The following is a 25,037-nucleotide window of genomic DNA, read 5'->3' as shown; positions in this document are numbered from 1 at the left end:
ACGACGGCGGAAGCTTCTGCCGTCGTTCGCTCCGAGGGCCCCGGCATCAGCCCGAGCTCGCCCGTGCGTAGGCGGCGGCCGCGTCGTCGGAGGCCGCGCAGACGTCGCTCATGAGACGCAACGCCTGATTCTTCCACCTGGTGGCCTGCATCCGCCCGAAGATGTCCAGCGCCGCGGTGATGTGCTCCTTGGCGCGCTCGTAGCTGCCCCGGTCCGCGGCCACTTCGCCGAGGGAGAGCTGGACCCGGCCGATGGCGAGATACTCATGGGCCCGGGAAGCGATCACCATGGCCTGTTCCAGCATCTCGTAGGCCGCGCTGTGACTCCCCTGGTGCGACCGGACAATGGCCAGACCGCGCAGCGCGTAGCACTCGCCCACCGGGTCCCCGACCGAACGGACGGTCTCCAGCGCCCGTGAGAAAACGTACTCGGCGTCGGCCACCTCGTCGATCTGCAGATGCGCCTCGCCCAAGCGGCACAGAATCTGCGCGCGCACCCGCCGGTTGCCCGACCGCTCCACCGCGGACAGACCGGCCGCCATGGTCTGCTTCCCCTCCGCGATCAGGCCACGATCCAAGTGGATCTGTGCCATGTTGCTCAGCACGTGCGCCTCTGCGGTCGAGTCGTTCACCGCGCACAGCATGACCAGCGCCTTCTCATAGCCCGCCATCGCCTCGTCGAGGCGGCCCTGGATACGGTCGACGAACGCGCCGTTGCGCAGGGCCAGCGCTTCGCCGTGCACGTCGCCGACCTGACGGAACAGTTCACCGGCGAGCCCCAGGCGGCCTCGCGCCTCGTCCAGCTTGTACTGGAACATATGCAGTGTTCCCAGGGAGTACAGCATCGCTGCCTGACCACGCCGGTTGCCGTTGCGCTGAGTGACCCCGAGCGCGATCTCGTGCGTCGTGCGCCAGTCGTCGAAGTAGCCGTACATCTCGAAAAGCGTGACCAGCGTCAGCGCCAGATCCCAGCAGAGCTCGTCGAGACCCGCGCCGGCGGCCTGTCTGACCGCCGTGATCAGACTGACCCGTTCGTCCTCGAACCACCTGAGCGGATCACCGAGTTCCCGGTCGATGACCGATTCATCGAGTGCCAGGCGCGGCGCGTGTCCATGGATCAGCGTGTGGTCCCCGCCGTAGGCCCGCCGGTGCGCCTCCTCGACCAGGAACAGCCAGGTGCTCAGCACCCGGCCGAGTACGACCGCTCGCTCGGGGGTGCTCTCGTGCTCGGCCAGGCACTCCTGGGAGTAGACCCGGACCAGGTCGTGAAGGCGATAGCGGGGGCGGCTGCCCTTCACCACTTCGACATCGACGAGCTGGGCGTCCACGAGGAACTCCAGGGTGTCCTCGGCCTCCGCCACCCCGACGTCGAGCAAGGGCGCCGCGACCCAGCTGGAGAACTCCGCCGCCTCCAGCATGGACAGTCGCCGGAAGAGGCGCTGCGCGTCGGAGGGCAGGCCCTGGTAGGCCATGGCCAGGCCGGCCCGGACGCCGACCCCGCCATGGGTCAGTTCATCCAGCCGCTGGCGTTCGTCACGCAGCCGGGCCACCATCTTGTTCAGGGGCCAGTGCGGCCGGGCCGCCAGCCGCGCCGCCACGATCCGCAACGCCAGCGCGAGGTTGCCGCACAGTTTTATCAGGAGCAGGGCGCTGGACAGTTCGCTGTGGATCCGCTCGGCTCCGAGGATCCGGCTGAGCAGTTGTAAGGCCTGTTCGGTGGAGAACACGTCGATCCGGACGGAGCACGCGCCCTCCAGACCGGCCAGCCGGGACCGGCTCGTGATCAGAACCGGGCAGTTGGACGATCCGGGTAACAGCCAGCGCACCTGCTCCTCGTCGATCGCGTCGTCGAGAACGATCAGCATGCGCCGGTCGGCGACGAGGTTCCGGAACAGTTCCGCCCGTTCCTCAAGGCTCGACGGCATTGCCGAGCCCCGTATTCCCAAGCTGCGCAGGAAGCGTTCGAGAATACGCGTGGGCAGGATCGGCTGGGCTGACGGTCCTCGCAGCTTGGCGAACATCTGACCGTCGGGGAATCGATTCGCCAAGGAATGTCCGAGGTGCACCGCGAGGGTGCTCTTGCCGACGCCTCCTCTGCCGGTGATCGAAACGATCCGCAGGGCGTACGGCGTATCCGTGGCTTCTTCCAGCGCCGCTTCGAGCCGGGCGAGCACATCGTCACGTCCGGTGAAATCGGCGATCGCGCCGGGCAGCAGCCGGGGCACCGCCGGTGGTTCGACGAACGTCGCGGCCGCCGTCGGCGCCGGTAACGCCGAGCGGGCCGCGGGCACGGCCGGCACCGCCTGCGCCGCGGGCGGCGTACTCACCGGCTGCGCACCGTCCAACCGGCCGGACAGGATCGACTCCTGCAGCCGGCGGAGCTCCTCCCCCGGCTCGATGCCCAGTTCATCGATCAGCTCGCGCCGACCACGCCGGTAGACCTCCAGCGCCTCGGCCTTGCGGCCCGACCGGGACAGCGCCACCATGAGCTGGGCGCGAAGGCGTTCCCGCAGCGGGTTCTGCATGACCAGGTCGATCAGTCTCGCCACCAGCCGCTGGTGCAGACCGAGGGCCAGCCGCGCGTCCACCCACTGCTCCACGACGGCGAGCCGCTGCTCGTCCAGCCGCGCGGCCGGAGCCTGAAGTGCCGTGCTGGTGATGCCACCGCCGAAGCACGAAGACCCGCGCCAGAGCCCGAGCGCCGTTTCGAAGGCGGACGCCGCCTCGTCGAAACGGCCTGCCTCCTCGGCGGTACGTCCGGCCGAAGCGGCCCGCTCGAAGACATAGAGGTCCAGCTCGTCATCCCCGACTTCGGCGAGGTAACCGGGTGACCTGGTCTGGATGACGTCGGGCAGACCGACCTTCGCCATGCTGGCGCGGACCATGGAGACACAGATCTGGATCTGGGCGCGCGCGGTGGGCGGCGGTGACGCGCCCCAGACCGCGTCGACCAGCCGACCCATCGGAACGATCCGATTGGGCTCCAGCAGCAGAACCGCCAAGACGATTCTCTGACGCTCGGCGGTGATCGGCGCTGGGCCACCAGGGCCGACCACTTCCAACGGCCCTAATAGACGAAAGCGCATGACCGTCCTTCACATCCACGACACAGTTCCCGCCGGTCAGCTACGCACCAACATCATATCTACCTGACCCGATCGGGTCTATCCAGTGAACGGCGTTACTGAAGTGGCCGGAGATTCGGCGAAGGGACGCAATGTGTGGATTCACCGCAGTTCCGAGAAGGCGGCCAAGCCAAATTGTCGGAAATTCAACTACGGGACGAGCCCCTCGGGCACCTGTCGCCGGGACCGGCCGGGGCATCGGATGTCACACGGTCCGTCACCGCCGCCGCGCGTCGGTGAGGTCCACCGTCGCCGGTCCGCCCAGCAGGGACGGCAGGTCCGCGCGGCGGCTGATACGCAGCTTTCGGTACGTGCGGGTCAGGTGCTGCTCGACCGTGCTGACCGTGACGTGCAGACCCTCGGCGATCTCCCGGTTGGAACAGCCGACCGCGGCCATGGCGGCCACGCGGCGCTCCGCCTCGGTGAGCCCGTCACCGCCGTCGGCCAGTGCCGGCAGCGCGGTGGCGCTCTCCACCGCCAGGCCCCGGACCAGGGCTTCGGCGTGGCAGTCGGCGGCCACGATGACGGCGCGGCGCTCGGCCGCCGCGGCACGCCGGAACTCCCCCAGGGTCCGGTAGGCACGGGCCAGGTCGGCGAAGGTCAGGGCGAGTTCGTACCGGTCGCCGTCGTCGGACTGCAGCAGCTCCGCCGCCTGGCGCAGCAGCGTGGGCCGGTGCGCCGGTGCGCCCGCTCCGGCCAGGACCCGGGTCGCGGTGCCGCGGACCCGGTTCGGCATCACGGTGAACTTGGCCGACTGCTCCTCAAGTATCCGCCTGGCGTCGTCCGGGCGGCCCAGTCCCAGGTACACCTCGGCGACATCGGTTCGCCACGGGATCAGGCCAGGCGTGTCCATCCCCCATTGGCACAGCTTGGCGCCACACCGGCGCAGGTCCTCCAGGGCCATCTCCAGGTGGCCGGTGGCCAGCCCGAACCGCGCCCGCGCGTACTGGTAGTGCATGCCGTAACGGGTGTCGAACATCGCCTCCGGAACCCGGTGGTCCAGGTAGGCCTGTGCCTCGTCGTAGCGGCCCATCGCGGTGGTGGCCAGGATCAGTGTGCTCAGCGGTGCGCCGACGGTCACTCCCCAGCTGATCGCCGGCAGGGTGGCGAGCGCTTCACTCGCGTACCGCAGGGCGTCGGTCAGGTCGCCCCGGCGCAGGGCGATCTCGGCCCGTACCGCGCCGAGTCTCGCCTGTCTGCTCGGCGTGTGCCTCGCCTGCATCCGGTCCAGGAACAGATCGCACCAGGCTGTCGCACGCTCGGCCCGCCCGCTGTACGCGAGGGTGAGGAGGGCGCTTTCGACGGTCTCGGTGGACAGCTCTTCCGGCCGGGTGCCGTGGAGCACCCGTTGCGCCACGCCGACGGCTTCCTGGGAGGAACCTTCGCCGAGTACGGCGGCCAGCGCGGACACCGCCTGCAACCGGCGGTCGGCGCTCACCGAGTGCGTGGGGGGACGTCCGGCACCGGACCTCGGGCCGAGCGCGGCCAGGAACGACGGATAGGTGTGCCTCAGCCGGCGTCGGGTGATCTGCAGCTCGGTGGCTGTCTCCGGGTCCATCACCTGCCCGGATCCGGCCAGGTGCCCGAGGACCTCCTGGGCCTGTTCGAAGCGGCCGTGCCAGAGCAGCGCCCGGACCAGCGTGAGCGCGTCGGCGCCGCGCAGGCAGCCCTTTCGCATCGCCTCGACGAGTTCGCCGAGGCGGCCGCTGGACACACCGGGGTTGATGCTCCACTCGGCCCGGATCAGAGCGGCGGTGATGCGTGCCCGCCGGAGCGAGTCCGTGCAGACCAGCCGGGCCAGCCGGAGGCAGTCCACCGCACGGCCGGCCGCGCCGTCCCGCAGAGCGTGCGCCGCGGCGTCCTCCAGTGCCGGCAGCGCCCACGGCTCCTCCAGCGCACCGCCGTCGGCCGGCGCACCGGCGTGGAGCAGATGGTCGGCGACCACCGCGGTGCCGGCACCGCGCTCGTGGGCGAGGACCGCGGCTCGGACGTGCAGCCGGGCGAGCTCGTCGGAATCGATCGCGCCGACCACCGCGTCACGGGCCGCCTCGTGCCGGAAACCGTCCATGGTGAGCAGTCCGCAGGCGATCAGCGCGTGCACCGCCTCCGTGGTCCGGGCGGGACTCAGCCCCACCAGGCTGTCCAGGTTGTCCAGTTCGCCGAGCACCACGTAGCCGCTCAGCACACGGACCATGTCCGGGCGGCCGCGGCGCAGGCAGGACAGTACGGACTCGCGGTAGCGCGGGCCCGCCTCGTCACCACCGAGGTGGTCGCGGACCAGCGCTTCGACCAGCAGCGGGTTGCCCCCGCTGTAGGCGTGCCAGTCCGCGGACCGCTCATCGGCGATCGCCTCGCCCAGGTGCTGGGCCACCAGCTGCCGCACGCCTGCCGGGGAGACCTGCGTGACCTCGACGCGGTGACAGTTGGGCTGCCGCAGCAGGCCGGCCCCGAAGCGGAACTCGGTGTCGCACCCGTGCCCGCTGTGCGTGAACACCGCGAGCACCCGGGCGCTGTTCAGCCGCCGCGCCAGGTACGCCAGACACGTCAGCGAGGCCTGGTCGGCCTGGTCCACGTCGTCGACGGCGATGTACAGCGGGCAGCGTTCGGCCAGTTCCAGCAGAACGGTGCAGAGCCCGTGCACGATGCCGTCGTCCACCTGCGCTCCGGTGCCCTGGCACCGGGCGGCGCGCACGCCGTCCTCGATCAGCGCCACGGCCCGCGCCCGGTCCTCGGGGTCCAGCGGCGCGTCGTCCACCAACTGCCGCACCACTCCCAGGGGCAGGTGCCGCTCATCCTTGGATCCCAGCGCCGACAGCGGGAGCATTCCCAGACTCAGGGCACGATCGGCGAAGTTGTGCACCAGCACACTCTTGCCGGCCGCCACCGGTCCGGAGACGAGCACGGCGCGTCCATGTCCGTCCCGCGCCTGTTCGGCCAGCGCGTTCAGTAGCGCCAACGGTGTTTCGCGCTCCACCAGTTCCACCGCGAACTCCAACCATGGGTCAGTGAGAAAGAGGGAAAACCATTCCTCGGCCAGGCAGTAGGTCGCATACGTGTGCTGCGGCATCAGTGCATGCGTCTTCGCAACGTGCCCTCGTCGATGAGCCGCGGCGACTGCCGGGCGTTCCGGTCAGCGACGCGACCCATGCTTACCGCCCGGCTCATCGACCGGCTATCAGCGCGCTATCGGGTGTCACAGGCATCGGCCGTGCGCCGCGATGCGGAAACGAAAGAATCCTGATAGTGAACCGGTGACGGCGTCGGGAGTACCGAGGCGTCCGACGCGCTCGAAACAAGTGCAGAATATCCATGCAATTCGTCTTCGTCCGCGCCTTCGTCAGCAGCACGCTGCCGCCCGCTTCCCGTCCGAAGCCTCACGCGGTGCGGGCCGACACGGAACACGCAGCCAGGGATCACGCCGCCTTGCGGCGTGATCCCTGGCTGTCCTGGGGAGGGCGCGTCAGCCGGCCTGGTCCATCGCTTCGACGAGGCTCTTGGGACGCATGTCGACCCAGTGTTCGTTCACGTAGTCCAGGCACGTCTGCCGGGTCGTGCTCGGCAGGACGACGGTCCAGCCGGCCGGGACCTCTGCGAAATCCGGCCACAAAGAATACTGCTCCTCCGCATTGACCAGAACGCAGTATGAGGCATTCTCATCCTCGAACGGATTACTCATGAGCCATCGCACTCCTTGTTTCCGCCGAAATACAAAGCTGCCCGTATTTTCGCCGCGCCACAACCTTCTGACAACCCCTACGTCCCCGTATGCGATGCCGGGTCCCGGAGTTCATCGCGCACTGATCGAGGTGAGAACCGCGTCCACCGCGGCAACCCCCTTGTCCAGGTCGTCGAGCCCGATGGTGAGTGCCGGGCGGAACCGTACGGCGCTCGCCCCACCGGGCAGCAGCAGCACCCGGTGGAAGCGGCGCAGGCGGTCCAGGACCTCATTGCGCAGTACCGGATCCGGCAGGTCGAACGCCCACATCAGGCCCAGGCCACGCACATTGCGCACCAGCGCCGGGTGGGCCGCGGCCAGGTCGGCGAGCAGTCGGCCCAGGTGTCCGCCCTTGGTCTCGGCCGCGTCGACCAGGCCGTCCCGTTCGATGATCTCCAGGATCCGGGTGGCCCGCACCATGTCCACCGTGTTGCCGCCCCAGGTGGAGCCGAGCCGGTCCGGCACGGCCAGCGCGCCCTGGGGCACCTGGTCCACCCGGCCGCCCGCCATCAGGCCGCACACCTGGGTCTTCTTGCCGAAGGCCACCACGTCCGGTGCGAGCCCGAGCCGCTGGTAGGTCCACGGCGCGCCGGACATGCCGCAACCGGTCTGCACCTCGTCGAGCACGAACAGCACGTCGTACTCATGGCACAGGTCCTGCATGCGCAGCAGGAATTCCCTGCTGAGATGCCGGTCTCCGCCTGCTCCCTGGATCGGCTCGGCGATGAAGCAGGCGATCCGGTCGCCGCGCTCGGCCAGGTGCCGTCGCGCGATCTCGACCGCCTCTCGTTCGCCGCCGGGCCCGGGCGCGGGTACGCGCGGCCACGTCCATACCGGGAACCGCGCGGTCACCGTCGGCGAGGTGTTCGTCAGGCTCAGCGTGTAGCCGCTGCGCCCGTGGAAGGCGCTCTCCATGTGCAGGACTTCGAGGGGCGCCGCCGGATCGAGGCGCGGTCGCTGTGCTCGCCAGTCGAAAGCCACCTTCAGCGCGTTCTCCACGGCCAGGGCGCCCCCGTCGATGAAGAACAGGTGCGGCAACCTCGCGTCGCCGAGCACCCGGCTGAACGTCGCCGTGAACCGCGCGTACTGCGCGGTGTAGATGTCGGAGTTGGTCACCTTGTGCAGCGCGGCCCTGGTGAGTTCGGCCAGGAACGCCCGGTCGCCGGTCATGCCGGGGTGGTTCATGCCCAGAGGCAACGAGCCGTAGAAGGTGAGCAGGTCAAGGTACTCCTCGCCGCCGCGCGCGTCGACCAGCGTGCTGCCGCGGCTGCGTTCCAGGTCCAGTACGAGGTCCAGGCCGTCCATCAGGACGTGCCGGGACAGTTCGTCCAGGGCGTTGTCCGCCGTGATCTCCATGTCACACCTCGTTACGCTGGTAGCGCCGCGGATCCAGCTCGCTCAGGCTGGTCAGCACCGCGTCGGCACCGGCCAGTCCGGCTGCCCCGGCCGGTTCCCAGGGCACCGCCACACAGCGCAGACCGGCGGCCTGGGCGGCGCGGACCCCCATCGGGGAGTCCTCGACGGCCAACGCGTCGTCGGCACCCACCCCGGCGCGTTCCAGCGCGAGCAGATACAGGTCCGGTTCGGGCTTGTGCCGGTCGGTGTCGTCGCCGGTCACGAGGAAGTCGAAGCGGTGCCGCAGCCCGAGCCGCCGCAGGTGTTCCTCCACCCAGGCGCTCGGGCTGCTGGACACGATCGCGGCACCCTCGGCGGTGGACAGCAGCCGGTCCACGCCGGGCCGGGCCGGCGCGGCGGCGCACCGGGCGGTCCGCCGCTGCCGCTGCCAGGCCCACTCGTCGTCCCCGACCGGCCGGCCCAGCCGGGCGGCCAGGTCGGCCAGCGCGACCCGGGCTCCGGCCGAGTTGCCGAGCATCCTGGCCCGTACCTCGCCGCTCAGGGGCACCGCGAGCCGGTCGTAGAGGTCCTGCCAGGCCAGCAGCGCGGCCCGTTCGGTGTCGCACACCACACCGTCGAAGTCCAGCAGCAGGAACGGCGTGGGCATCAGTGGTTCACCGGCCCTCGGTCGACAGCGGTGAGCCGGGCGCAGTACCGGGAGAGGGCGTCGGTCCAGTGCGGCATCGCGTGCACGAAGGCCGCCGCGCGGGTGCTGTCCAGGCGTGAGTCGCGCGGCCGGCCGCCGAAGAAACCGGCGTCGGCCATGGACATCGGCACCGGGTGGGCGGTGCCGAGACGTTCGGCGAGTGCCAGACCCACCTGGTACCAGCTCGCCCGGCCCCGGTTGGCGATGTGCAGCAGGCCGCGGACGGCCAGTGCGCCGGGCAGCAGCCGTACGAGCGCGGACGCCAGGTCGGGGACGTAGGTCGGGCTGCTGAACTGGTCGTCGATCAGTCGAGGCCGGCCGCCGTCGAGGAACTCCCGGGCGGCGGCGACCACTTGGTCCAGGCGTGGGTCGCTGCCGCCGTACAGCCAGGACGTGCGCACCACGAGGTGGTCGGGCACGGCCTCGACGATCCGCTCACCGGCCAGTTTGCTCAGCCCGTACACGCTGACCGGGGCGGGTATGTCTTCCTCGTTGTACCCGGCCGGCCCGGGCGCCCGGCCGTCGAACACGTAGTCGCTGGAGATGTAGATCAGCCGACTGCCGTTCCGCCGGCAGGCCTCCGCGACGTGATGGGTGCCGCCCACGTTGACGCGCAGGGCCGTCGCCGGGTCCCGCTCGCAGGAGTCCACCACCGCGTTCGCGGCGGTGTGCACCACCACGTCGGGCCTGAAATCGGCGATCGAGTCCCGGACGGCGGTCTCGTCGCCGATGTCGAAGTCGGAGAGGGACACCCCGAGGACCGGCCAGTGGGCGGTTTCCGGCCGCGTCGCGAGCTCCTGCCGCAGCGCGGTGCCCAGCATCCCGTCCGCGCCGGTGAGGTAGACGCGCATCACAGGTGTCCGAACTCGGCGATCAGTTCGGCGACCGACAGACCGGAGCCGATCTTCTCGCGGATCACCCGCTCCCTGTCGATGTTCATCCTCGTGCGGGCGAGCACGGTCTCGGCCTCGCCCTGCGGTACGACCGCGATGCCGTTCTCATCGGCGACCAGGATGTCCCCCGGGTTGATCACCTGACCGTCGATCACCACCGGCACGTTCACCTGGACCGGCTCGGTACGGTCGTGCACGGCGGTCGGGGAGGGCCTCGGGACGGTGCTGCGGTACCAGACCGGGAAGTCCAGGTCGCGGATCTCGTCGACGTCGCGGATGGCACCGTCGACGATGCCGGCGGCCAGACCGATCTGCCGCGACAGGGTGGACATCAGGCCGCCCCACATCGCGGTGCGGGTGGTGCCGTGGCAGGCCACCACGATCACGTCGCCCGGCTGCGCCCGGGTCAGCACCGGCATGCAGTCGACCAGGTCGTCGATCGAGAGATTGACGGTGAGCGCCGGTCCGGCGATCTTGTGATGGTGCTTCACCGGCAGCAGCCCGCCGATCGCACCGACCCGCCGCCGGGCGTCGGTGACCAGGCAGCTCGGGCTGTACTCGGCGAGCACCGCCCGGAAGCCCTCGACGATCTCCTCGGGTGGGCGGTTCAGCTCGTTGCGGACAGTTTCCACGGTGTGTCTCCCGTCGGTTGGGTGGTACGGGTGCGGTCCAGGACGTCCGCGCCGATCAGATGTGCCAGGTGCGATGCGTCCATGCCGTGTGCGGCGAGTACTTCCGCGTCGGTGCCGCAGCGCGGTACGTCCGTGAGACCGACGCCGCGGAAGGCGGTCCCGTCCCCGGCGCCCGTCTCCATCAGCTGACGGGCGATCAGGTCGGCCTGGCCACCGCTGCTGTACTGGTGCTCGACCACGAACACGTGCGAAGTGCCGGTCAGCAGCCCGCCCAGCCACACCGGGTCGACCCGGTTGTGCCAGGGCAGGTCCACCACGGTCAGCGCGATGCCCTGTGCGGCGAGCAGGTCGGCGGCGCCCAGCAGCTGCGCGAGGACCACCGGACCGGCACCGAACACAACCGCCCGACCGCCGGTACGCAGTACCCGGCCCTGGCCGGCCACCAGGGGCGCGGGCGGCAGATCCGCCAGTTCGGCGGGGACCGGTTGACTGGACAGCCGCAGGTAGACGCTGTCCGAGGTGGAGCGGCAGTAGTGCAGGGCGGCGGCCAACTGGGCCGGGTGGGACGGTTCCAGGATGGTCAGACCGGGGACGGCGCACAGCGCCGACACGTCGCGGACCGCCTGGTGCGAATGTCCGGGCCCGGCGGGCAGCAGCCCGGCGAGCGAGCCGACATACACCACCGGCCGCCGCTCGGTGGCGTTGTTGTAGATGTGCTCGTTGGGGCGCGCGTGCAGGAAGCAGGAGAAGGAGTGCACGAATGGCCGCAGACCCCCGGCCGCCAGTCCGCCCGCCATCGAGACCATGTCCTGCTCGGCGATGCCGCATTCGACGAAACGGTCCGGGTGGGCCTCACGGAACGGGATCAGGCCGGTGTCGAGCACCAGGTCGCCGTCGAGCGCGACGATCCGCGGATCGTCGTGTGCCGCCTCGGTGAGGAGTCGGCCGTACAGCTCGGGCAGCCGCACCCCGGCCGGTTTCACCGGCAGGTCCAGCGTTCGCAGGACCTGCCGGAGGGGCGACAGGCCGTGACTGCGGAGTATCCCGTCGGCGGTGTCGGTCAGCTCCTGGTGCGCGGAGCGGTAGTCCTGCGGGCTCGGCGCACCGCTGTGGTGGCGGTAGCGCCATTCGCCGGGTGCCATCGAGGTCGCGGCGAACGTGGGGCATCCGCCGCCCTTCACCGTTGCCGCGACGATCACCACGGGCTGCTCCGGGTAGTCCTCGGCGCGGCGGGCGAACGCCTTCTCCAGCTGCCGGGGATCGTGCCCGTCGCAGTGCAGCACGCCCCAGCCCGCGGCGGTGAACTTGCCCGAGAGGTCACCGAGGTCGCTGACGTCGGTGACGAAGGTGTCGGACTGCAGGCGGTTGTGGTCGACCACCACGGTCAGCTCGCCCATCCCGTACCGCGCGGCGCTGGGCAGCGCCTCCCAGTTCTGGCCCTCCTGCAGTTCGCCGTCCCCGGTCATCACCACCACCCGGGAGACCCGGCCGGCCAGGCGATGGGCGAGGATCAGGCCCTTCGCCTTGGAGATGCCCATGCCCAGGGAACCGGTGTTGAAGGGCATTCCCGGGGTGCCGACGTCAGGGTGACCGGGCAGCCCGTCGATCCGCCGCAGCCGGTGCAGGAGGTCCTCGTCCAGCTGCCCGAGCGCGATCATCGCGGCGTACAGTCCGGGCGCGTCGTGCCCCTTGGACGAGAAGTACACATCGCCGTCGGCTTCGAACGGCTGGTCGAGCTCCTCCAGCAACAGCCAGCTGACCACGTCGGCGGCGCTGAAGCTGGAACCGATGTGGCCCGACCCGGCACGCGCGATCATGTAGAGGGTGTTGATCCGGGACATCGCTGTGAAGGCGAGGGCCCTGTCGTACGGATCGTCGACATGGCCCAGGACGCGCTCGAACTCGGTGCGCGGTATCCAGGCCAAGGAGCTGTCCATGGCTTCTCCTCGTGGAGGGGTCGGTGTCACCAACAGCCGAACCCGCCGTCCACGGCGAGTTCGGTACCGGTGACATAGCTGCTCAGGTCGGACGCGAGGAACAGCAGCGGTCCGGTCAGATCCTCGGCGCGGGCCATGCGCCGCAGCGGCACGCGGGCGTGGAACTTCTCCCGGAACGCGGGGTCCTGCGCGCCCAGGACACCGCCCGGCGACAGGGTGTTGACCCGCACCCCGGCCGGCCCCCACAGCGCCGCGAGGTACCGGGTGAGCGAGGCGACGCCGGCCTTGGACATGCCGTACGCGGGCGGTTTCAGGAACGGCGGATCCACCGGCAGGTGCTCGTACATCCGGGGGTCGGGCGCGAGGCCGCCGTACATCGATCCGATATTGATGATGGAACCGCCGCCGTGCCGGGCCATCCACGACCCGAACACCTGGCACATCCGCAGCGTCCCCTGGGCGTTGACCGCGAGTATGCCGCCGGACACCTCGTCCGGGATGTCCTCGAAGCGCCAGCTGGCGCCCCGGTCCGACGGTGGACTGTCGACCCCGGCGTTGTTGATCAGAATGGTCGGCTCGCCGGCCAGTTCGAGACAGTCGTCGAGCGCGCGGCGCAGGCTGCCGGTGTCGGTGATGTCCGCGACCACCGTCGCGAACCGCTTCGGGTCGTGGTGGTCCAGCACCGCCCGCAGCTCCGGCCCGCGGGTGTCCCGCACATCCAGGCCCAGCACATCGGCACCGGCGCCCAGCAGGGCGTCCACCCATACGGCGCCGAGCCGTCCGGACACCCCGGTCACGACGGCGACCGATCCGGTCAGGTCAATCGCGGTCGGCATCGCCGTCCACCAGACCGTCCAGGGTGATGTCGGCGTCGGCCGTCAGCGGCCCGCCGAGGTGGCGGCCCACCACGTCGGCGAGCCGGTCGGGAGTCAGCCCGTCGCCCGGCGACTTGATCGCCACGTCCTCCAGGGTGAGGCGGTGGCCTGCCGGCAGGTCCCGTTGGGCGACCAGCTTCTTGCCCATCTTGGTGACCGCGGGCCGCTCGCCCGGCAGGACCTGCTTGTCCCGGCCGCCCAGCGAGCGCCGCACCCGGCGCAGCCCGTCGACCATTTCGGCCATGTCCGCCTGCTCCAGCGAGAACTTGTGGTCGCTGCCGGGCCGGGTGCGGTCGAGAGTGACATGCTTCTCCACCACCCGGGCGCCGAGCGCGTACGCGGTCCAGGCGGCCCACGGGCCGAGGTCGTGCCCGGAGAAACCGACCACCGTCTCCGGGAACTCGGCCCGGTAGGTGCTCAGCACCGCCAGGTTCAACGCCTCCGGTTCGGCCGGGTACATCGCCGTGCACTGCAGCAGCGCGAGGTCCGGGTTGATCGGCAGCACGGTGCCGCAGGCGCGCCGTACGGCCTCCATGTCGGCACCACCGGTACTCACGATCAGCGGCTTGCCCACCTTCGCCGCGTAGGCGAGCAGGGGGGTGTTCCTGATGTCCCCGGACGCGATCTTGATCGCCGGCACACCGAGTTCGGCCAGGAAGTCCACGCTGGCGAAGTCGAAGGCGGTCGCGATGAAGTCCACGCGCAGTTCGGCCGACAGCTGCTGGAGATACGTGTACTCGTGGGTGCCGAACTCCAGGAACTCGCGATGCGCTCCGTACGTCGGGCCGAAGCTGTTGCGTCCGGTGTAGGGGGAGTCGAACATCGCCCTGGTGTAGAGCGAGCGGTTGTTGCGCTTCTGCAGCTTGACCGCACTGGCCCCGGCCGCGGCTGCCTGACGTACCAACTCCTCCGCCTTGCCGAGATCGCCCTCGTGGTTGTGGCCGATCTCGGCGATCACATAGGCGTCGGTCTCGTCCGAAATGATCCGGTCATTTACCGTCAGCGCTCTCATGGTTCTCAGGTCCTCTCCAGAAGATCGGTCACCAGCGAAGCGAACCGGTCCAGACCGAGGTCGATCTTCTCCGGCGTGAGCGAGCTGCAGGACAGTCGCAGCTGTCGCAGACCGCCCCCTGCCGCGTAGAAGTGGTGCATCGGCGTCCAGATGACCTTGTGCCGCTTGGCCGAGTAGGCGAGCAGGTCGTCGTCGGCGACGAACGGCACCGTGACGACCAGGAAGAATCCGCCGTCCGGTCGGTTCCAGGTGACCGGCGACGTTGTCGGGAACCGCGCGGCCAGCCCGTCGAGCAGATGCCGCAGCCGCTGTCCGTACCGCGCGGTGGCGTCCCGGTTCGCCTCGCGCAGAGCGAAGTCGCTCTCCAGCAGCCTGCCGCCGATGACCGCCTGCGCGATCGGCGGGGTATTGACCGTGATCATGCTCTTGATCTTCGAGAGCTCGTCGGCGAGGGTGCCGACGAGCTCTCCGTCCCGCACGACCGGCTGCTCCGCCACCACGAACCCGATCCGGGCGCCGGGCAGGGCGGTCTTGGCGTACGAGCCGAGGTAGACGACCCGATGGCCCGTGTCCAGCGACTTGAGCGTCGGCTTCGGGGGCGCGCCGTCACCGAAGAAGCCGTACGGGTTGTCCTCGATGAGCAGGATGTCCAGCTCCGCGGCCAGTTCCAGCAACCGGTGCCGGGTCGGTACGTCGAGACTCAGCCCGGTCGGATTGGCGAAATCGGGCACCAGATAGCAGGCCCGGGGCCGCAGTCCGGCCTCGCGTGCGCCGCGTACCTTGGCCGCCAGGTCGTCCAGGTCGATGCCGCCGGAGCCGCTGTCGACCGGCACGACCGGCATATCGACCAGACGGGCCGCGCCGGTGATGCCCACATAGGCCGGTGAGGTGGCCAGGAGCACATCGCGGTCGTCGGCGCGCAGCGCGCGCAGCACCAGGACCATGGCCTCCTGACAGCCGACGGTCACCAGGATCGACTCCGGGTCGACGTGGATGTTCTCGTCGGTCACCAGGTTGCGGGCCACCAGGTCCTGGATCACCCCTTTCGTTCCGCCGTACTGGTAGAGCCGGTTGCGGGCCACCTCCGCGCCGTGGGGCGTGCCGTCGGTGACGTACGCGGTCCAGGTACGCAGAAAGCGGTGGACGTCCTCCACCGAGAAAGTGCCCGGGTCCGGCCGTCCGGCCGCGAAGGAGACCGCGTCCGGGTAGCGGTCGGACACCTCGTTCAGCAGGTTCATCGACAGCAGCGCCGGATCGGACAGCGACCCGTGCAGGTCGGCCAGGTCCATCACCGCGCCGGGGCGTGCCGTCCGGGCCGGGGACGACTCAGTCATCGCTCCTCCCGTTCGTTCGTTCCGGGCGCCCATCGCACGCCCAGCCGCCCGGCCGCGGCCACGTGCGGCGCACCGGCGAGGGCCATCGACACCTCTAGTTCGGTGCGCAGCAGTTCCAGCGCCGCGGTCACGCCCTGCTCGCCGCCGGTGGCCAGTCCCCACAGGACCGGCCGGCCGAGCAGCACCCCGGATGCGCCGAGGGCCAGCGCGCGCAGCACGTCGGTGCCGCTGCGCACACCGCTGTCCAGCAGCACCTCGCACGCGTCACCGACCTCGTCCCGGATCGCGGGCAGGGCCAGCAGGCTGGGTACGGCGCCGTCCAGTTGCCGGCCGCCGTGATTGGACACCACCAGGCCGTCCGCGCCGAGGTCCACCGCGCGCCGCGCGTCCGCCGGGTCGAGAACTCCCTTGAGCACCAGCGGTAATCGCGTCCGTCGCCGGACCCAGTCCAGGTCGGACCAGGACAGTGTGGGGTCGATCACCGCAGCCGCGTGCCCGCCGACGCTCTGCCCGGCGCCGCGTTGGGTGTCGGCCAGGTTCACCGGTGCGGCGTGCGCGGGCACGGCGAACCCGTTGCGCAGATCGCGCAGCCGTCGGCCCATGAACGGAACGTCCACGGTGAGGATCAGGGCGCGGGCGCCCAGCCGCTCGGCTTCACCGATCAGCCACTCGGTGCGGGCCCGGTCGCGCAGCCAGTACAGCTGGAAGAACAGGTCACCGCCGGAGCCGGACAGTTCGTCCAGCGGGCAGCCGGCCAGGGTCGCCGCCGTGAAGGGGATGCCGGCCGCGGCCGCCGCACGGGACACCGCGGGTTCGCCGTCCGGGTGCACCACCGAGTGGAACGCCATCGGCGCCACCGCGACGGGCATCGACGCGGGCGCCCCCAGCAGGGTGGTCGTGGTGTCGGCGGTGTCCACCCCGGACAGGACGCGAGGGACCAGGTGACACCGGTCGAACGCGGTCCGGTTGGCGTTCAGCGTCGACTCGCGGCCGCTTCCGCCGGCCACGAAGTCGTACACCTCGGGCGCCAGCACGACACGGGCCCGGTCCTCGATGTCGGCGAGGGTGAGCGGATCCGCCGCCAGGACGGCCTGCCCGCCCGTCACGCCCGGTCCTGTCGTTCGACCGCCTCGTACAGCTTGCGGATGTTGTTGCTGCCGAACGTGGTCGCGCCGCGGCGTTCGATGATCTCCATGAAGAGGGTGCGGCGCGGGTGCTCGGACCGGGTGAAGATCTGGAACAGCTCACCGTCGTGATCCCGGTCGACGAGCACGCTGTGCTCGCGCAGCTCCGACACCGGATGACCGGAGGACCCGTGCCGCTGTTCGAGGTTCTCGTAGTAGGTGTCGGGCGTGGACAGGAACCGCACGCCGGCGGTGCCGAGATCGGCCACCGCGTCCACGATGTTCGGCACCGCGAAAGCCAGGTGCTGCACACCGCTGCCGCCGTGCTTCTTCAGGAAGTCGTCGATCTGGCCCGGGGCGGCGCCGCTCATGGGCTGCAGCAGCGTCAGCGTCACCCGCCCGCTCGGGCTCTGCACCACCTTGGACTGCATGGCCTGCGCGCCGACGTGGATGTCCTCCTCGAACACCACCTGCCAGCCCAGCACCCGCCGGTAGGACTCGACGGTTCGCTCCAGTTCACCGTTCTCCACGCAGACCGCGATGTGGTCGACGCACAGCAGGTGACGCCCGGCCGGCGCCGGGGGCCCTGTGGTCTCCTCGGTGCTCACCGGTGCGATACCGGGCAGCGACCAGGGTCCGCCGGCGGGCCGGCTCACAAAGGTGTGCGTCACGTCGCCGAAGGCTTCGAGCACCGTGTGGTCCGGCTCGTCCACCAGCAGGGCGATGTCGCTCACGCCGTCGCCGTGCCGGGTGGTGAACAGGGTGGCGGGATGGTCGTCGGTGCGGCCCTCCAGCAGCACCAGGACGACGTCCCGCTGCCGCACCGCCACGGCGGTGAACTCCGGGGTGTCCCCGGCGGCGATCACCTCGAAGCCGTAGCGGTCGACGAACTCGGCCGCACGGGCGCGGGCGTCACCGACGGAGAGTGTGATGTGGTCGATGCCGGCGTCGACGGCGTGCTGATTTCTGGTCTGGGGTGCGGACGACACGAATTCCCCCAAGGATCGATAATCGGTTTCAACGGCGGGAACAAGAATTTCCAGATCCCGGTACCGCGACGAAAAAACGCTACGGACGGGCACGGAAGAATGTCAATGCACCCCGCTGGGAGCCGCCCAACAGTGCGGAACGCCCCTTCCCGCACCTGGGTGCCGGGGTATCCGCTATGGGGTTCGTAGGGGTTGCGCACGCCACCGCGGCGGGTGAATATGCGTGCGATCGAAGCTGCGGACAAGGAGCGGTACGTGCTGATTCATCAGGCACTCGACGAGCGCGCGGCAGAATACGGCGGCCATATTGCACTGATGGGCGACAATGGCCCCGTCACCTATTCCCAGCTTGTTTCGGCGGCAGATTCGTATGCGGCCTCACTGGTCGAGGCAGGGGTGGGACCGGGCTGCCTGGTGCCGGTTCGCATCGCCCGCTCGGCCCGTATGGTGACGCTGCTGCTGGCCGTGCTGAAGACGGGTGCGGCGTACTGCCCCATCGACGTGAAGTGGCCGGACGCGCGCGTACGGGAACTGCTGCGCCTGCTGCGGTCACCGTTGTTCATCACGGACACACCGCTCGCCGGCGCACCGTGCTGGACCCCACCGTCCGCACCCGCACCCGGGTCCCGGACGGTCCGGGCGGACATCGGGCCGGACGACCCGGCCTGTGTCTTCTTCACCTCCGGCAGCACCGGCGCCCCCAAGGGCGTGGTGACTCCGCACCGGGCCGTGCTGCGGCTCTTCGACAGCGGCCCCCTGGCGGCCTTCGGCCCCGGGCGGGTGCTGTCGCAGCTCGCCCCGGTCGGCTGGGACGCCTGTGGACTGGAGCTGTGGGGCATGCTGTGCCGGGGCGGCACCGTGGTGCTGCCGGACGAGGACCATCTGCTGCCGGACACCCTGCGCGACCTGATCGCACGGCACGGGGTGAACACCCTCGTCCTGGTCGCCTCCGTGGTGAACCTGCTGGTACGGCTGGATCCCGACTGCTTCCGGGGAATCGACCTGATGTTCATCGGTGGTGAACGTCTGGCACCCGAGCCGGTGCGCGCACTGCTGCTGCGGCATCCGGACACGACCGTCCACAACTGTTACGGCCCGGTGGAGAGTTTCGCCTTCGCCACCATGCATCACATCCGGCCCGAGGACTGCGACCGGCCGCACGGCGTGCCCATCGGGCGGCCGGTGCCCGGCACGGAGATCCATCTGATCGACGGCGAGCTCTGCGTCGCGGGCACGGGGCTGGCCCAGGGATACCTGCGCGACCCGGAGCGCACCGCCGAGCGGTTCGTCACCGTCGATGTCCGTGGTGTGCCGACAAGGGTCTACCGCACCGGTGACCGCGCGGTACGCGACGCCGAGGGAGTGCTGCACTTCCTGGGCCGTGCCGACCGGCAGGTGAAGATCCGCGGATACCGGGTGGAGCTGGGCGAGGTGGAGAGCCACGCCGCGGTCCGCACCGGCGTGCGCGACTGCGTGGCGGTGGCGCTGTCCGGCCGAAGCGGCGCGTACGAACGTCTGGCGCTGGCCTTCACCGGCGACGCGGACCCCAACCAGGTGCGCGCGGAACTGCGCGACCGGCTCCCCGGCCATCTGGTGCCCGATCTGGTGCGCCGCCTCCACGACCTCCCCCACAACGCCAACGGCAAGGTCGATCACCGAGCCTTGACCGAGCTGCTGCTCGCGTCCCGTCCCCAGGAAAGGGGCTGACGATGACCACGTACACCGAGACCACCGACAAGATCGTGGAGGACTACCTCACGCTCGTCGACGACAGCATGGTCGCGGTGCTGCCGCACGCCTTGCGCATCGCCGTCGAACTCGGCGTCGCCGATGTGATGGACTCCTCGACCACGCAGCCCGTAGCGGCCACGGCGAGCCTGATCGATGCCGCCCCCGACGCCCTGGGCCGGCTGCTGTCCGCACTCGCCGCGGCCGGATTCTTCGCCGGCGACTCCGCCACCGGCTTCCGGCTGACCGCGCTCGGCGCGAGGCTGCGACGGGACCACCCGCGCAGCCTCTCCGCCTCGCTGGTCAATGCCGAGAGCCAGCTGGCCTGGCTGCGCGCCACGGACACGTTCCGTACCGGTGCGGCGTCCTTCGACGGCGACGGCGGCGGCGACTTCTTCGGTGTCAAGAACACCCGCCGCGGCGCGAACGTCGCGTTCCTGCGCCGGATGCGGGAACGGACCGGTCGCCTGTACCGGCAGGCGGCCGAGGCCGTCGACTGGTCGCGGTCGGAGGTCATCCTGGACATCGGCGGTGCCGACGGCTTCCTCCTCGGCGAGATCCTCTCGGTGGCCCCGCACGCGAGCGGCATTCTGTTCGACCGCCCCACGGTGATCGACGAGGTGAACCTCCGCGGCGGTGTCCCCGGTTGCCGCGCCGTGCCGGGTGACTTCTTCGCCGCGGTGCCCACCGGCGCGGACACCCACCTTCTGTGCAGCGTCCTGCACGACTGGACCGACGACCAGGCGGTGGACATTCTGCGGTCGAGCCGTCGCGCGCTGGCGGCCGGCGGCCGGTTGGTGGTGATCGAGATGCTGGTACCGGAGGACGGCGCCCAGCACGTCAGCCGCTGGAGCGACCTCGGCATGATGGTCCTCACCGGCGGCAGGGAACGCGGCCGGGCCGGGTTCACCCGGCTCCTGGAGGCCGCCGGCTACCGGATGAACCACGTCTCGGCGATCCCGGGGTCGCCGTTCTCCGTGATCGAGGCGCGCTGACCGACGATGGACATCGACCTGCTCACGCCGGACGTCTTCGCCGGACAACGGCATCTGGACCAGCTCGCGGCCGTACGCGCCCGTCCGGGCCTGACCTGGCACCCGGAGCCGGACGGTCCCGGGTTCTGGGTGGCCGCCCGGTACGACGACGTCCAGACGGTACTGGGCGATCCGGCCACGTTCAGTTCCCGCGCCGGCATCAGGCTCGGCGGATCGGACGAGGCGGCCCGCCTGGTCGCCGACCGGATGATGGTGGTCAGCGACCCGCCGCGGCACGGCCGGATCCGCCGCGTGGTGGGTGCGCCGTTCACCCCGGCGGCGCTGCTTCGCTGGCACGACCGGATCGTCGCGGGCGTCACCGACCTGGTGGACGAGGTGGTCGGGGCGGATGTCGCCGGGCCCCTGGGGGACCGGCCGGACAAGGCGGCCGGGCCGCTGATCCGGGACGCCGTCGGTGACCTGACCCAGCGTCTGCCCAACCAGGTCATCTGCGCCATGATGAACCTGCCCCGGGCGGACTGGCCGTTGATCGGCAGACTCACCACCGACGGTCTGGATTCCCCCGACCCCATCGACCGGCTGGACGCCAACGCCGAGATCTTCGGCTACTTCGCCGACCTGATCGGCCAGCGGCGCGCCCGCCCCGGCGACGACCTGATCAGCGCACTGCTCGCGGCCGGCGGCGACCTGACCGACGAGGAGCTGCTGATCAACTGCAGCGGGGTGCTGACCGGTGCCAGCGAGACCGTCCGGTACGCGGCGGCCGGAGCGCTGCTGGTCTTCGGCGACCGGCCCGATCTGTGGGCGGCGCTGCGCGCATCGCCGGAGTTGCTGCCCACCACCGTCGAGGAGATCCTGCGCTGGACCAGCCCCGGCCTTCACGGGCTGCGTACGGTGACCCGCCCGGTGACGGTCTCCGGCAGCGACCTGCTCCCCGGCGAGCGGGTGACCGCCTGGCTCTGCTCGGCCAACCGCGACCCGGCGGTCTTCTCCGACCCGGACACCTTCCGGCCCGACCGCACCCCCAACCGGCACGTCGCGTTCGGCTGGGGCCCCCATGTCTGCGTCGGGTCCCGGGTCGCCAGGCTGGAGCTGACCGCTCTGCTGACCGCGCTGATCCGCCGAGTGCGCACGATAGCCCCGGCCGGCAGGCCGGTGTGGAGCACCGGCAACTTCATCCATGGACTGACCAGCCTGCCGGTGCGGCTGAGCCCGGCGTGAGCCCGCCAAGGAGCTGATGGACGATGGGTACCACCGCGATCTCCGAAATCTGGCAGGAGGTTCTGGGCGTCCCGGTCGAGGACGACGACGACTTCTTCGCCCTGGGCGGTCAGTCACTGGCCGCCATGGAGGTGGTGGCCGCGGTGCGCCGCCGCCTCGGCATCACGGTCCGGGTCCGGGTCCTGCTCGAACACCCCGTGCTGGCGGACTTCGCCGGCCAGCTCGCCCGGTCCGGGGAACGGTCCCCGGACCGAGCCTGACACCCCGGTCGGCAGGACGGCGGGAGCGGTTTCCTCGCTCCCGCCGTCCTGTGCGTACGCTCCCGCCGTCCTGTGCGTGCGTCCTGCCGTCCTGTGCGTGCGCTCACCCTGCCTCGCGTTCACACGCCTCCCGGCGAGCCCGCGGGCACGGAATCCGCTGCGGGACCCGTGCGGCGGAACAGGCCGGAGGCCCAGGGGCTCTGCTTCCGGGAAGGGCGGCGCGGCGGACGGCCTGGTCCTCCGCACGGACCGACCGGGCCGGGGCGGCGTCTCACGACCTGCCCAGCCGGTCCAGAACACTCCGCAGACTCTCCGCCAGCGTGGTCAGGTGGGGCTGCTGCATCATGGTGTGGTGGTCACCCGGGACCGTGTGGAGTTCGAAGCCGCCACGGGCGAGGACACGCCACGGGCGGGTCTTGGGCCTGCGCGGTCGCTGCCGCGCCGACAGCAGCACCAGGCGGCCGTCGACCGGACCCGGGCGGTGCCCCAGCAGTGCGCGGGTGTTGGCCTCGAAGACCCGTATCCGGTCCCGCATATCGTCCCGGATGCCTTCCGGGACGAGGGCCGCGCCTTCCAGCAGGTCCAGCAGCAGTTCTTCCTGACGGTCCGGCGACAGACCCCGCAGTGCGGCCTCGTCGTACCGGGGCGCCGGCACCCCTGCCAGGCCGGCCAGATCATGGACGAACCCGCCGAGAAGCACCGCGCGGTCCGGCAGCTCCCCGTCCAGGTACGGCGGCATTCCGCTGTCCAGCATGACGACCAGCGCGACCGGTTCGCCCGCGGCGGTCAGCTGACCGGCCATCTCCGCGGCCACCACGCCGCCCAGGGACCAGCCGCCGAGATGGTAGGGGCCGTGCGGCTGGACGGCGCGGATCGCGTCGACGTACCGCGCGGCCAGGTCGGTCAGCGACGTGGTGACCGGACCGCCTTCGAGCCCTGGATCCTCCAGGCCGTAGAGCGGCTGCTCGGGGTCGAACAGGCGGGCCAGCGGCAGATACGGCACCACGGATCCACCGACGGCGTGGACCAGGAAGAGCGGCGGCCGGCTGCCGGTGGGTTTGATCGGCACCAGCGGCGACGGCTGGGTCCGCTGCCGGCGGGACGGTTCGAGCAGCATGGCGGTCATCTCCACGGTCGGAGCCGAGTACAGGTCGCGCACGCCCAGTTCGACGCCGAACTCCCGGCGGATCTCGGCACGCAGCCGGGTCAGGTCGAGTGAGGTGCCGCCCAGGTCGAAGAAGTTGTCGCGTGCGCCGATCCGGTCGGTGCCCAGCAGACCGGACCAGATCCGGGCGACCGCGTCTTCGGTGGCGTTGCGCGGCGCGACGAACTCACCGGCGCGGCTCGGCTCCGGTGCGGGCAGCGCGCCCCGGTCCACCTTGCCGTTGCCGGTCAACGCGATGTGGTCCACGGGTACCAGTGCGGAGGGCACCATGTAGTCGGGCAGGCGGGCCGCCAGGTGCGCGCGGATCTCGGCGAGGTCGCCGGGACCGTCCGCAGCCCTGGCCACCACGTAACCGACGAGACGGTTGTCCCGCATGGTCACACACGCGCTGTCGACGCGAGGATGTGCGGCAAGTACGGCTTCGACCTCGCCGAGTTCGATCCGGAACCCGCGGATCTTGACCTGCTGGTCGATGCGGCCCAGGTACTCCAGGCCACCGTCGGCGCGGCGCCGGGCCAGGTCGCCGGAGCGGTAGAGCCGGGCGCCGGGCGTCCCGCCGAACCGGTCGGCGACGAATCGCTGCGCGCTCAGACCGGGCCGGTTCAGGTAGCCCCAGGACAGACCGGCGCCGCCGACGAGGAGTTCGCCCGGTACGCCGATGGGTGCCGGCTGCCCCGCCCGGTCGACGACCCACAGCGACAGGTCGGGGATCGGCTCGCCGATGGGGCCGGCGTTATCATCCAGGAGCTTCCGGGTCAGCGGGCAGTACGTGACATGGACCGTGGTCTCGGTGATGCCGTACATGTTGACCAGCCGGGGGCGGTCCTCGCCGTGCCGGTCGAACCAGCGCCGTACCGAGTCGATGTCCAGCGCGTCACCGCCGAAGATCACGTATCGCAGGGACAGCGGTTCCCGGCGTTCCTCGTCGACCGCGACCAGCTGCCGGAACGCGGCCGGGGTCTGGTTGAGCACCGTCACCTTCTCCCGGGCCAGCAACTGCTGGAAGTCCTCGGGCGAGCGGGTCTGCCAGAACGGCACCACGACCAGCCGGCCGCCGTGGACGAGGGCGCCCCACAGTTCCCAGACGGAGAAATCGAAGGCGAACGAGTGGAACAGCGTCCACACGTCCCGCTCGTCGAACCGGTACCGGTCCTGGGTGGCCCGCATCAGCCGGACGACCTGGCCGTGCGGAACGGTGACCGCCTTGGGTTCCCCGGTCGAGCCGGATGTGTAGATCAGGTAGGCCAGGTCGGCACCGGTCACGGTCACGTCCGGCACCGGGAGGTCCCCTTCGGTGTCGGCGTCCAGCAGAAGCGCGGACACCGGCACCTCGATCCCTCGCTGGGTGACGACCACCGACAGGCCCGCGTCGGCGGCCATGTAGGACAGCCGCTGCGCCGGGTAGTCGGGGTCCAGCGGCACGTACGCGGCACCGGCGCGCAGGATGCCCAGGATCCCGACGACAAGGTCCGTGTCCCGGCGGGTGCACAGGCCGACCAGGCTGCCCCGGGTGGCTCCTCGGGCGGCCAGCCGGGCGGCCAGCCGTTCGGCGCGCCGGGCCAGTTGCGCATAGGTCGTCCGCTCCTCACCGGCGACCACCGCCACCGCGTCGGGGCGCAGCCGGACCTGTTCGGCGAACAGGTCCCACAGCGAGGCGTCGGCCGGTACCTCGCCCCGCGCGGCGCTCCACCGGTGCAGCAGCGCGGCCTCGTCCGGACCGGGCAGGGCGAAGTCGCACACCGTGGCGTCCGGGGCGCTCACCGCACGGGTCAGGGCACGGCCCAGGTGTTCCAGGAGCCGGGTGATCCGGTCGTTGTCGAACAGGTCGGTGGCGTACTCGGCCTGCAACCGCAGTCCGCCGTCGGCGGTGACGGTGGCGTGTGCGGCCAGGTCGAAACGGGCGACCGAACCGGCCACGGGCAGTGGTTCGGCGCTGACCGTTCCGAACGCCGGCGCGGCTGCCGAGACCTCGTCGGCGTGCAGGGTGAGGCT

18 protein-coding genes are annotated in these 25,037 nt (G+C 70.8%); 4 read left to right on the top strand and 14 right to left on the bottom strand.

The genetic code is table 11. The features are described 5' to 3' along the window. Nucleotides 1–46: 46 nt before the first annotated feature. From A6A29_RS19890 to A6A29_RS19830, 13 genes are all read right to left on the bottom strand, one after another. On the bottom strand, nt 47–3,001 hold the full coding sequence (locus A6A29_RS19890; protein WP_158074423.1) for an AfsR/SARP family transcriptional regulator: 2,955 nt from the start codon (nt 2,999–3,001) through the stop codon (nt 47–49). A 340-nt stretch (nt 3,002–3,341) separates the two neighbouring features. Next, nucleotides 3,342–6,191 (bottom strand): helix-turn-helix transcriptional regulator, encoded by a 2,850-nt coding sequence (locus A6A29_RS19885; RefSeq protein WP_198953111.1) that lies wholly within the window; start codon nt 6,189–6,191, stop codon nt 3,342–3,344. A gap of 393 nt (nt 6,192–6,584) precedes the next feature. After that, a complete protein-coding gene (locus A6A29_RS19880) occupies nt 6,585–6,800 on the bottom strand; it encodes an MbtH family protein (protein ID WP_073721538.1) in 216 nt (71 codons plus the stop codon). A 111-nt stretch (nt 6,801–6,911) separates the two neighbouring features. Further along, the gene (gene lat, locus A6A29_RS19875; protein ID WP_073721536.1) at nt 6,912–8,195 is read right to left on the bottom strand and encodes an L-lysine 6-transaminase; all 1,284 of its coding nucleotides are present in this window, start codon (nt 8,193–8,195) and stop codon (nt 6,912–6,914) included. A gap of 1 nt (nt 8,196) precedes the next feature. Beyond that, nucleotides 8,197–8,841, bottom strand: a complete 645-nt coding sequence (locus A6A29_RS19870; RefSeq protein WP_073721534.1) for an HAD family hydrolase — start codon at nt 8,839–8,841, stop codon at nt 8,197–8,199. Next, nucleotides 8,841–9,731, bottom strand: coding sequence for a dTDP-4-dehydrorhamnose reductase (gene rfbD, locus A6A29_RS19865; protein ID WP_073721532.1), 891 nt, complete (start codon nt 9,729–9,731; stop codon nt 8,841–8,843). Before rfbD ends, A6A29_RS19870 begins: the two co-directional genes overlap by 1 nt. Beyond that, nucleotides 9,731–10,405 (bottom strand): RraA family protein, encoded by a 675-nt coding sequence (locus A6A29_RS19860; protein ID WP_073721530.1) that lies wholly within the window; start codon nt 10,403–10,405, stop codon nt 9,731–9,733. Before A6A29_RS19860 ends, rfbD begins: the two co-directional genes overlap by 1 nt. Beyond that, nucleotides 10,381–12,342 (bottom strand): transketolase family protein, encoded by a 1,962-nt coding sequence (locus tag A6A29_RS19855; RefSeq protein ID WP_073721528.1) that lies wholly within the window; start codon nt 12,340–12,342, stop codon nt 10,381–10,383. The genes A6A29_RS19860 and A6A29_RS19855 overlap by 25 nt, the downstream gene beginning before the upstream one ends. A 26-nt stretch (nt 12,343–12,368) precedes the next feature. After that, on the bottom strand, nt 12,369–13,178 hold the full coding sequence (locus A6A29_RS19850) for an SDR family oxidoreductase (RefSeq protein WP_073721526.1): 810 nt from the start codon (nt 13,176–13,178) through the stop codon (nt 12,369–12,371). After that, nucleotides 13,162–14,229: an N-acetylneuraminate synthase family protein gene (locus A6A29_RS19845; RefSeq protein WP_073721525.1), complete on the bottom strand. Its 1,068-nt coding sequence runs from the start codon at nt 14,227–14,229 to the stop codon at nt 13,162–13,164. Before A6A29_RS19845 ends, A6A29_RS19850 begins: the two co-directional genes overlap by 17 nt. A gap of 5 nt (nt 14,230–14,234) precedes the next feature. Then, complete coding sequence (locus A6A29_RS19840) at nt 14,235–15,563, bottom strand: aminotransferase-like domain-containing protein (RefSeq protein ID WP_073721524.1); 1,329 nt, start codon at nt 15,561–15,563, stop codon at nt 14,235–14,237. After that, the gene (locus tag A6A29_RS19835) at nt 15,560–16,669 is read right to left on the bottom strand and encodes an alpha-hydroxy acid oxidase (protein ID WP_073721523.1); all 1,110 of its coding nucleotides are present in this window, start codon (nt 16,667–16,669) and stop codon (nt 15,560–15,562) included. Before A6A29_RS19835 ends, A6A29_RS19840 begins: the two co-directional genes overlap by 4 nt. After that, the gene (locus tag A6A29_RS19830; RefSeq protein ID WP_241838557.1) at nt 16,666–17,688 is read right to left on the bottom strand and encodes a VOC family protein; all 1,023 of its coding nucleotides are present in this window, start codon (nt 17,686–17,688) and stop codon (nt 16,666–16,668) included. The genes A6A29_RS19835 and A6A29_RS19830 overlap by 4 nt, the downstream gene beginning before the upstream one ends. A 243-nt stretch (nt 17,689–17,931) precedes the next feature. Here A6A29_RS19830 and A6A29_RS19825 point away from each other — a divergent pair, with 243 nt between their 5' ends. Genes A6A29_RS19825 through A6A29_RS19810 form a run of 4 tightly spaced genes read left to right on the top strand, consistent with a single transcriptional unit; the run spans nt 17,932 to nt 21,880 of the window. After that, nucleotides 17,932–19,383: an AMP-binding protein gene (locus A6A29_RS19825; RefSeq protein WP_158074422.1), complete on the top strand. Its 1,452-nt coding sequence runs from the start codon at nt 17,932–17,934 to the stop codon at nt 19,381–19,383. Between the two features lie 2 nt (nt 19,384–19,385). After that, nucleotides 19,386–20,399: a methyltransferase gene (locus tag A6A29_RS19820; RefSeq protein ID WP_073721520.1), complete on the top strand. Its 1,014-nt coding sequence runs from the start codon at nt 19,386–19,388 to the stop codon at nt 20,397–20,399. A 6-nt stretch (nt 20,400–20,405) separates the two neighbouring features. Beyond that, complete coding sequence (locus tag A6A29_RS19815; protein WP_073721519.1) at nt 20,406–21,620, top strand: cytochrome P450; 1,215 nt, start codon at nt 20,406–20,408, stop codon at nt 21,618–21,620. Between the two features lie 23 nt (nt 21,621–21,643). Next, the gene (locus A6A29_RS19810) at nt 21,644–21,880 is read left to right on the top strand and encodes a phosphopantetheine-binding protein (protein WP_073721518.1); all 237 of its coding nucleotides are present in this window, start codon (nt 21,644–21,646) and stop codon (nt 21,878–21,880) included. Nucleotides 21,881–22,151: 271 nt separating this feature from the next. Here the strand turns inward: A6A29_RS19810 and A6A29_RS45300 are convergent. Continuing rightward, nucleotides 22,152–25,037, bottom strand: a 2,886-nt coding sequence (locus tag A6A29_RS45300; RefSeq protein WP_158074421.1) for a non-ribosomal peptide synthetase, incomplete at its 5' end; no start/stop codon positions are given.

This window comes from Streptomyces sp. TSRI0281, from assembly GCF_001905125.1.
Classification (GTDB): domain Bacteria; phylum Actinomycetota; class Actinomycetes; order Streptomycetales; family Streptomycetaceae; genus Streptomyces.
The sequence above is the reverse complement of the archived record's forward strand: the minus strand, read 5'-3'. Positions and strand labels throughout refer to the sequence as shown.

Coding starts and splice junctions, on each gene's coding strand:
- A6A29_RS19885 (WP_198953111.1), bottom strand. CDS start 6,191: ATGCCGCAGCACACGTATGCGACCTACTGCCTGGCCGAGGAATGGTTT.
- A6A29_RS19880 (WP_073721538.1), bottom strand. CDS start 6,800: ATGAGTAATCCGTTCGAGGATGAGAATGCCTCATACTGCGTTCTGGTC.
- lat (WP_073721536.1), bottom strand. CDS start 8,195: ATGGAGATCACGGCGGACAACGCCCTGGACGAACTGTCCCGGCACGTC.
- A6A29_RS19870 (WP_073721534.1), bottom strand. CDS start 8,841: ATGCCCACGCCGTTCCTGCTGCTGGACTTCGACGGTGTGGTGTGCGAC.
- rfbD (WP_073721532.1), bottom strand. CDS start 9,731: ATGCGCGTCTACCTCACCGGCGCGGACGGGATGCTGGGCACCGCGCTG.
- A6A29_RS19855 (WP_073721528.1), bottom strand. CDS start 12,342: ATGGACAGCTCCTTGGCCTGGATACCGCGCACCGAGTTCGAGCGCGTC.
- A6A29_RS19850 (WP_073721526.1), bottom strand. CDS start 13,178: ATGCCGACCGCGATTGACCTGACCGGATCGGTCGCCGTCGTGACCGGG.
- A6A29_RS19845 (WP_073721525.1), bottom strand. CDS start 14,229: ATGAGAGCGCTGACGGTAAATGACCGGATCATTTCGGACGAGACCGAC.
- A6A29_RS19840 (WP_073721524.1), bottom strand. CDS start 15,563: ATGACTGAGTCGTCCCCGGCCCGGACGGCACGCCCCGGCGCGGTGATG.
- A6A29_RS19820 (WP_073721520.1), top strand. CDS start 19,386: ATGACCACGTACACCGAGACCACCGACAAGATCGTGGAGGACTACCTC.
- A6A29_RS19815 (WP_073721519.1), top strand. CDS start 20,406: ATGGACATCGACCTGCTCACGCCGGACGTCTTCGCCGGACAACGGCAT.
- A6A29_RS19810 (WP_073721518.1), top strand. CDS start 21,644: ATGGGTACCACCGCGATCTCCGAAATCTGGCAGGAGGTTCTGGGCGTC.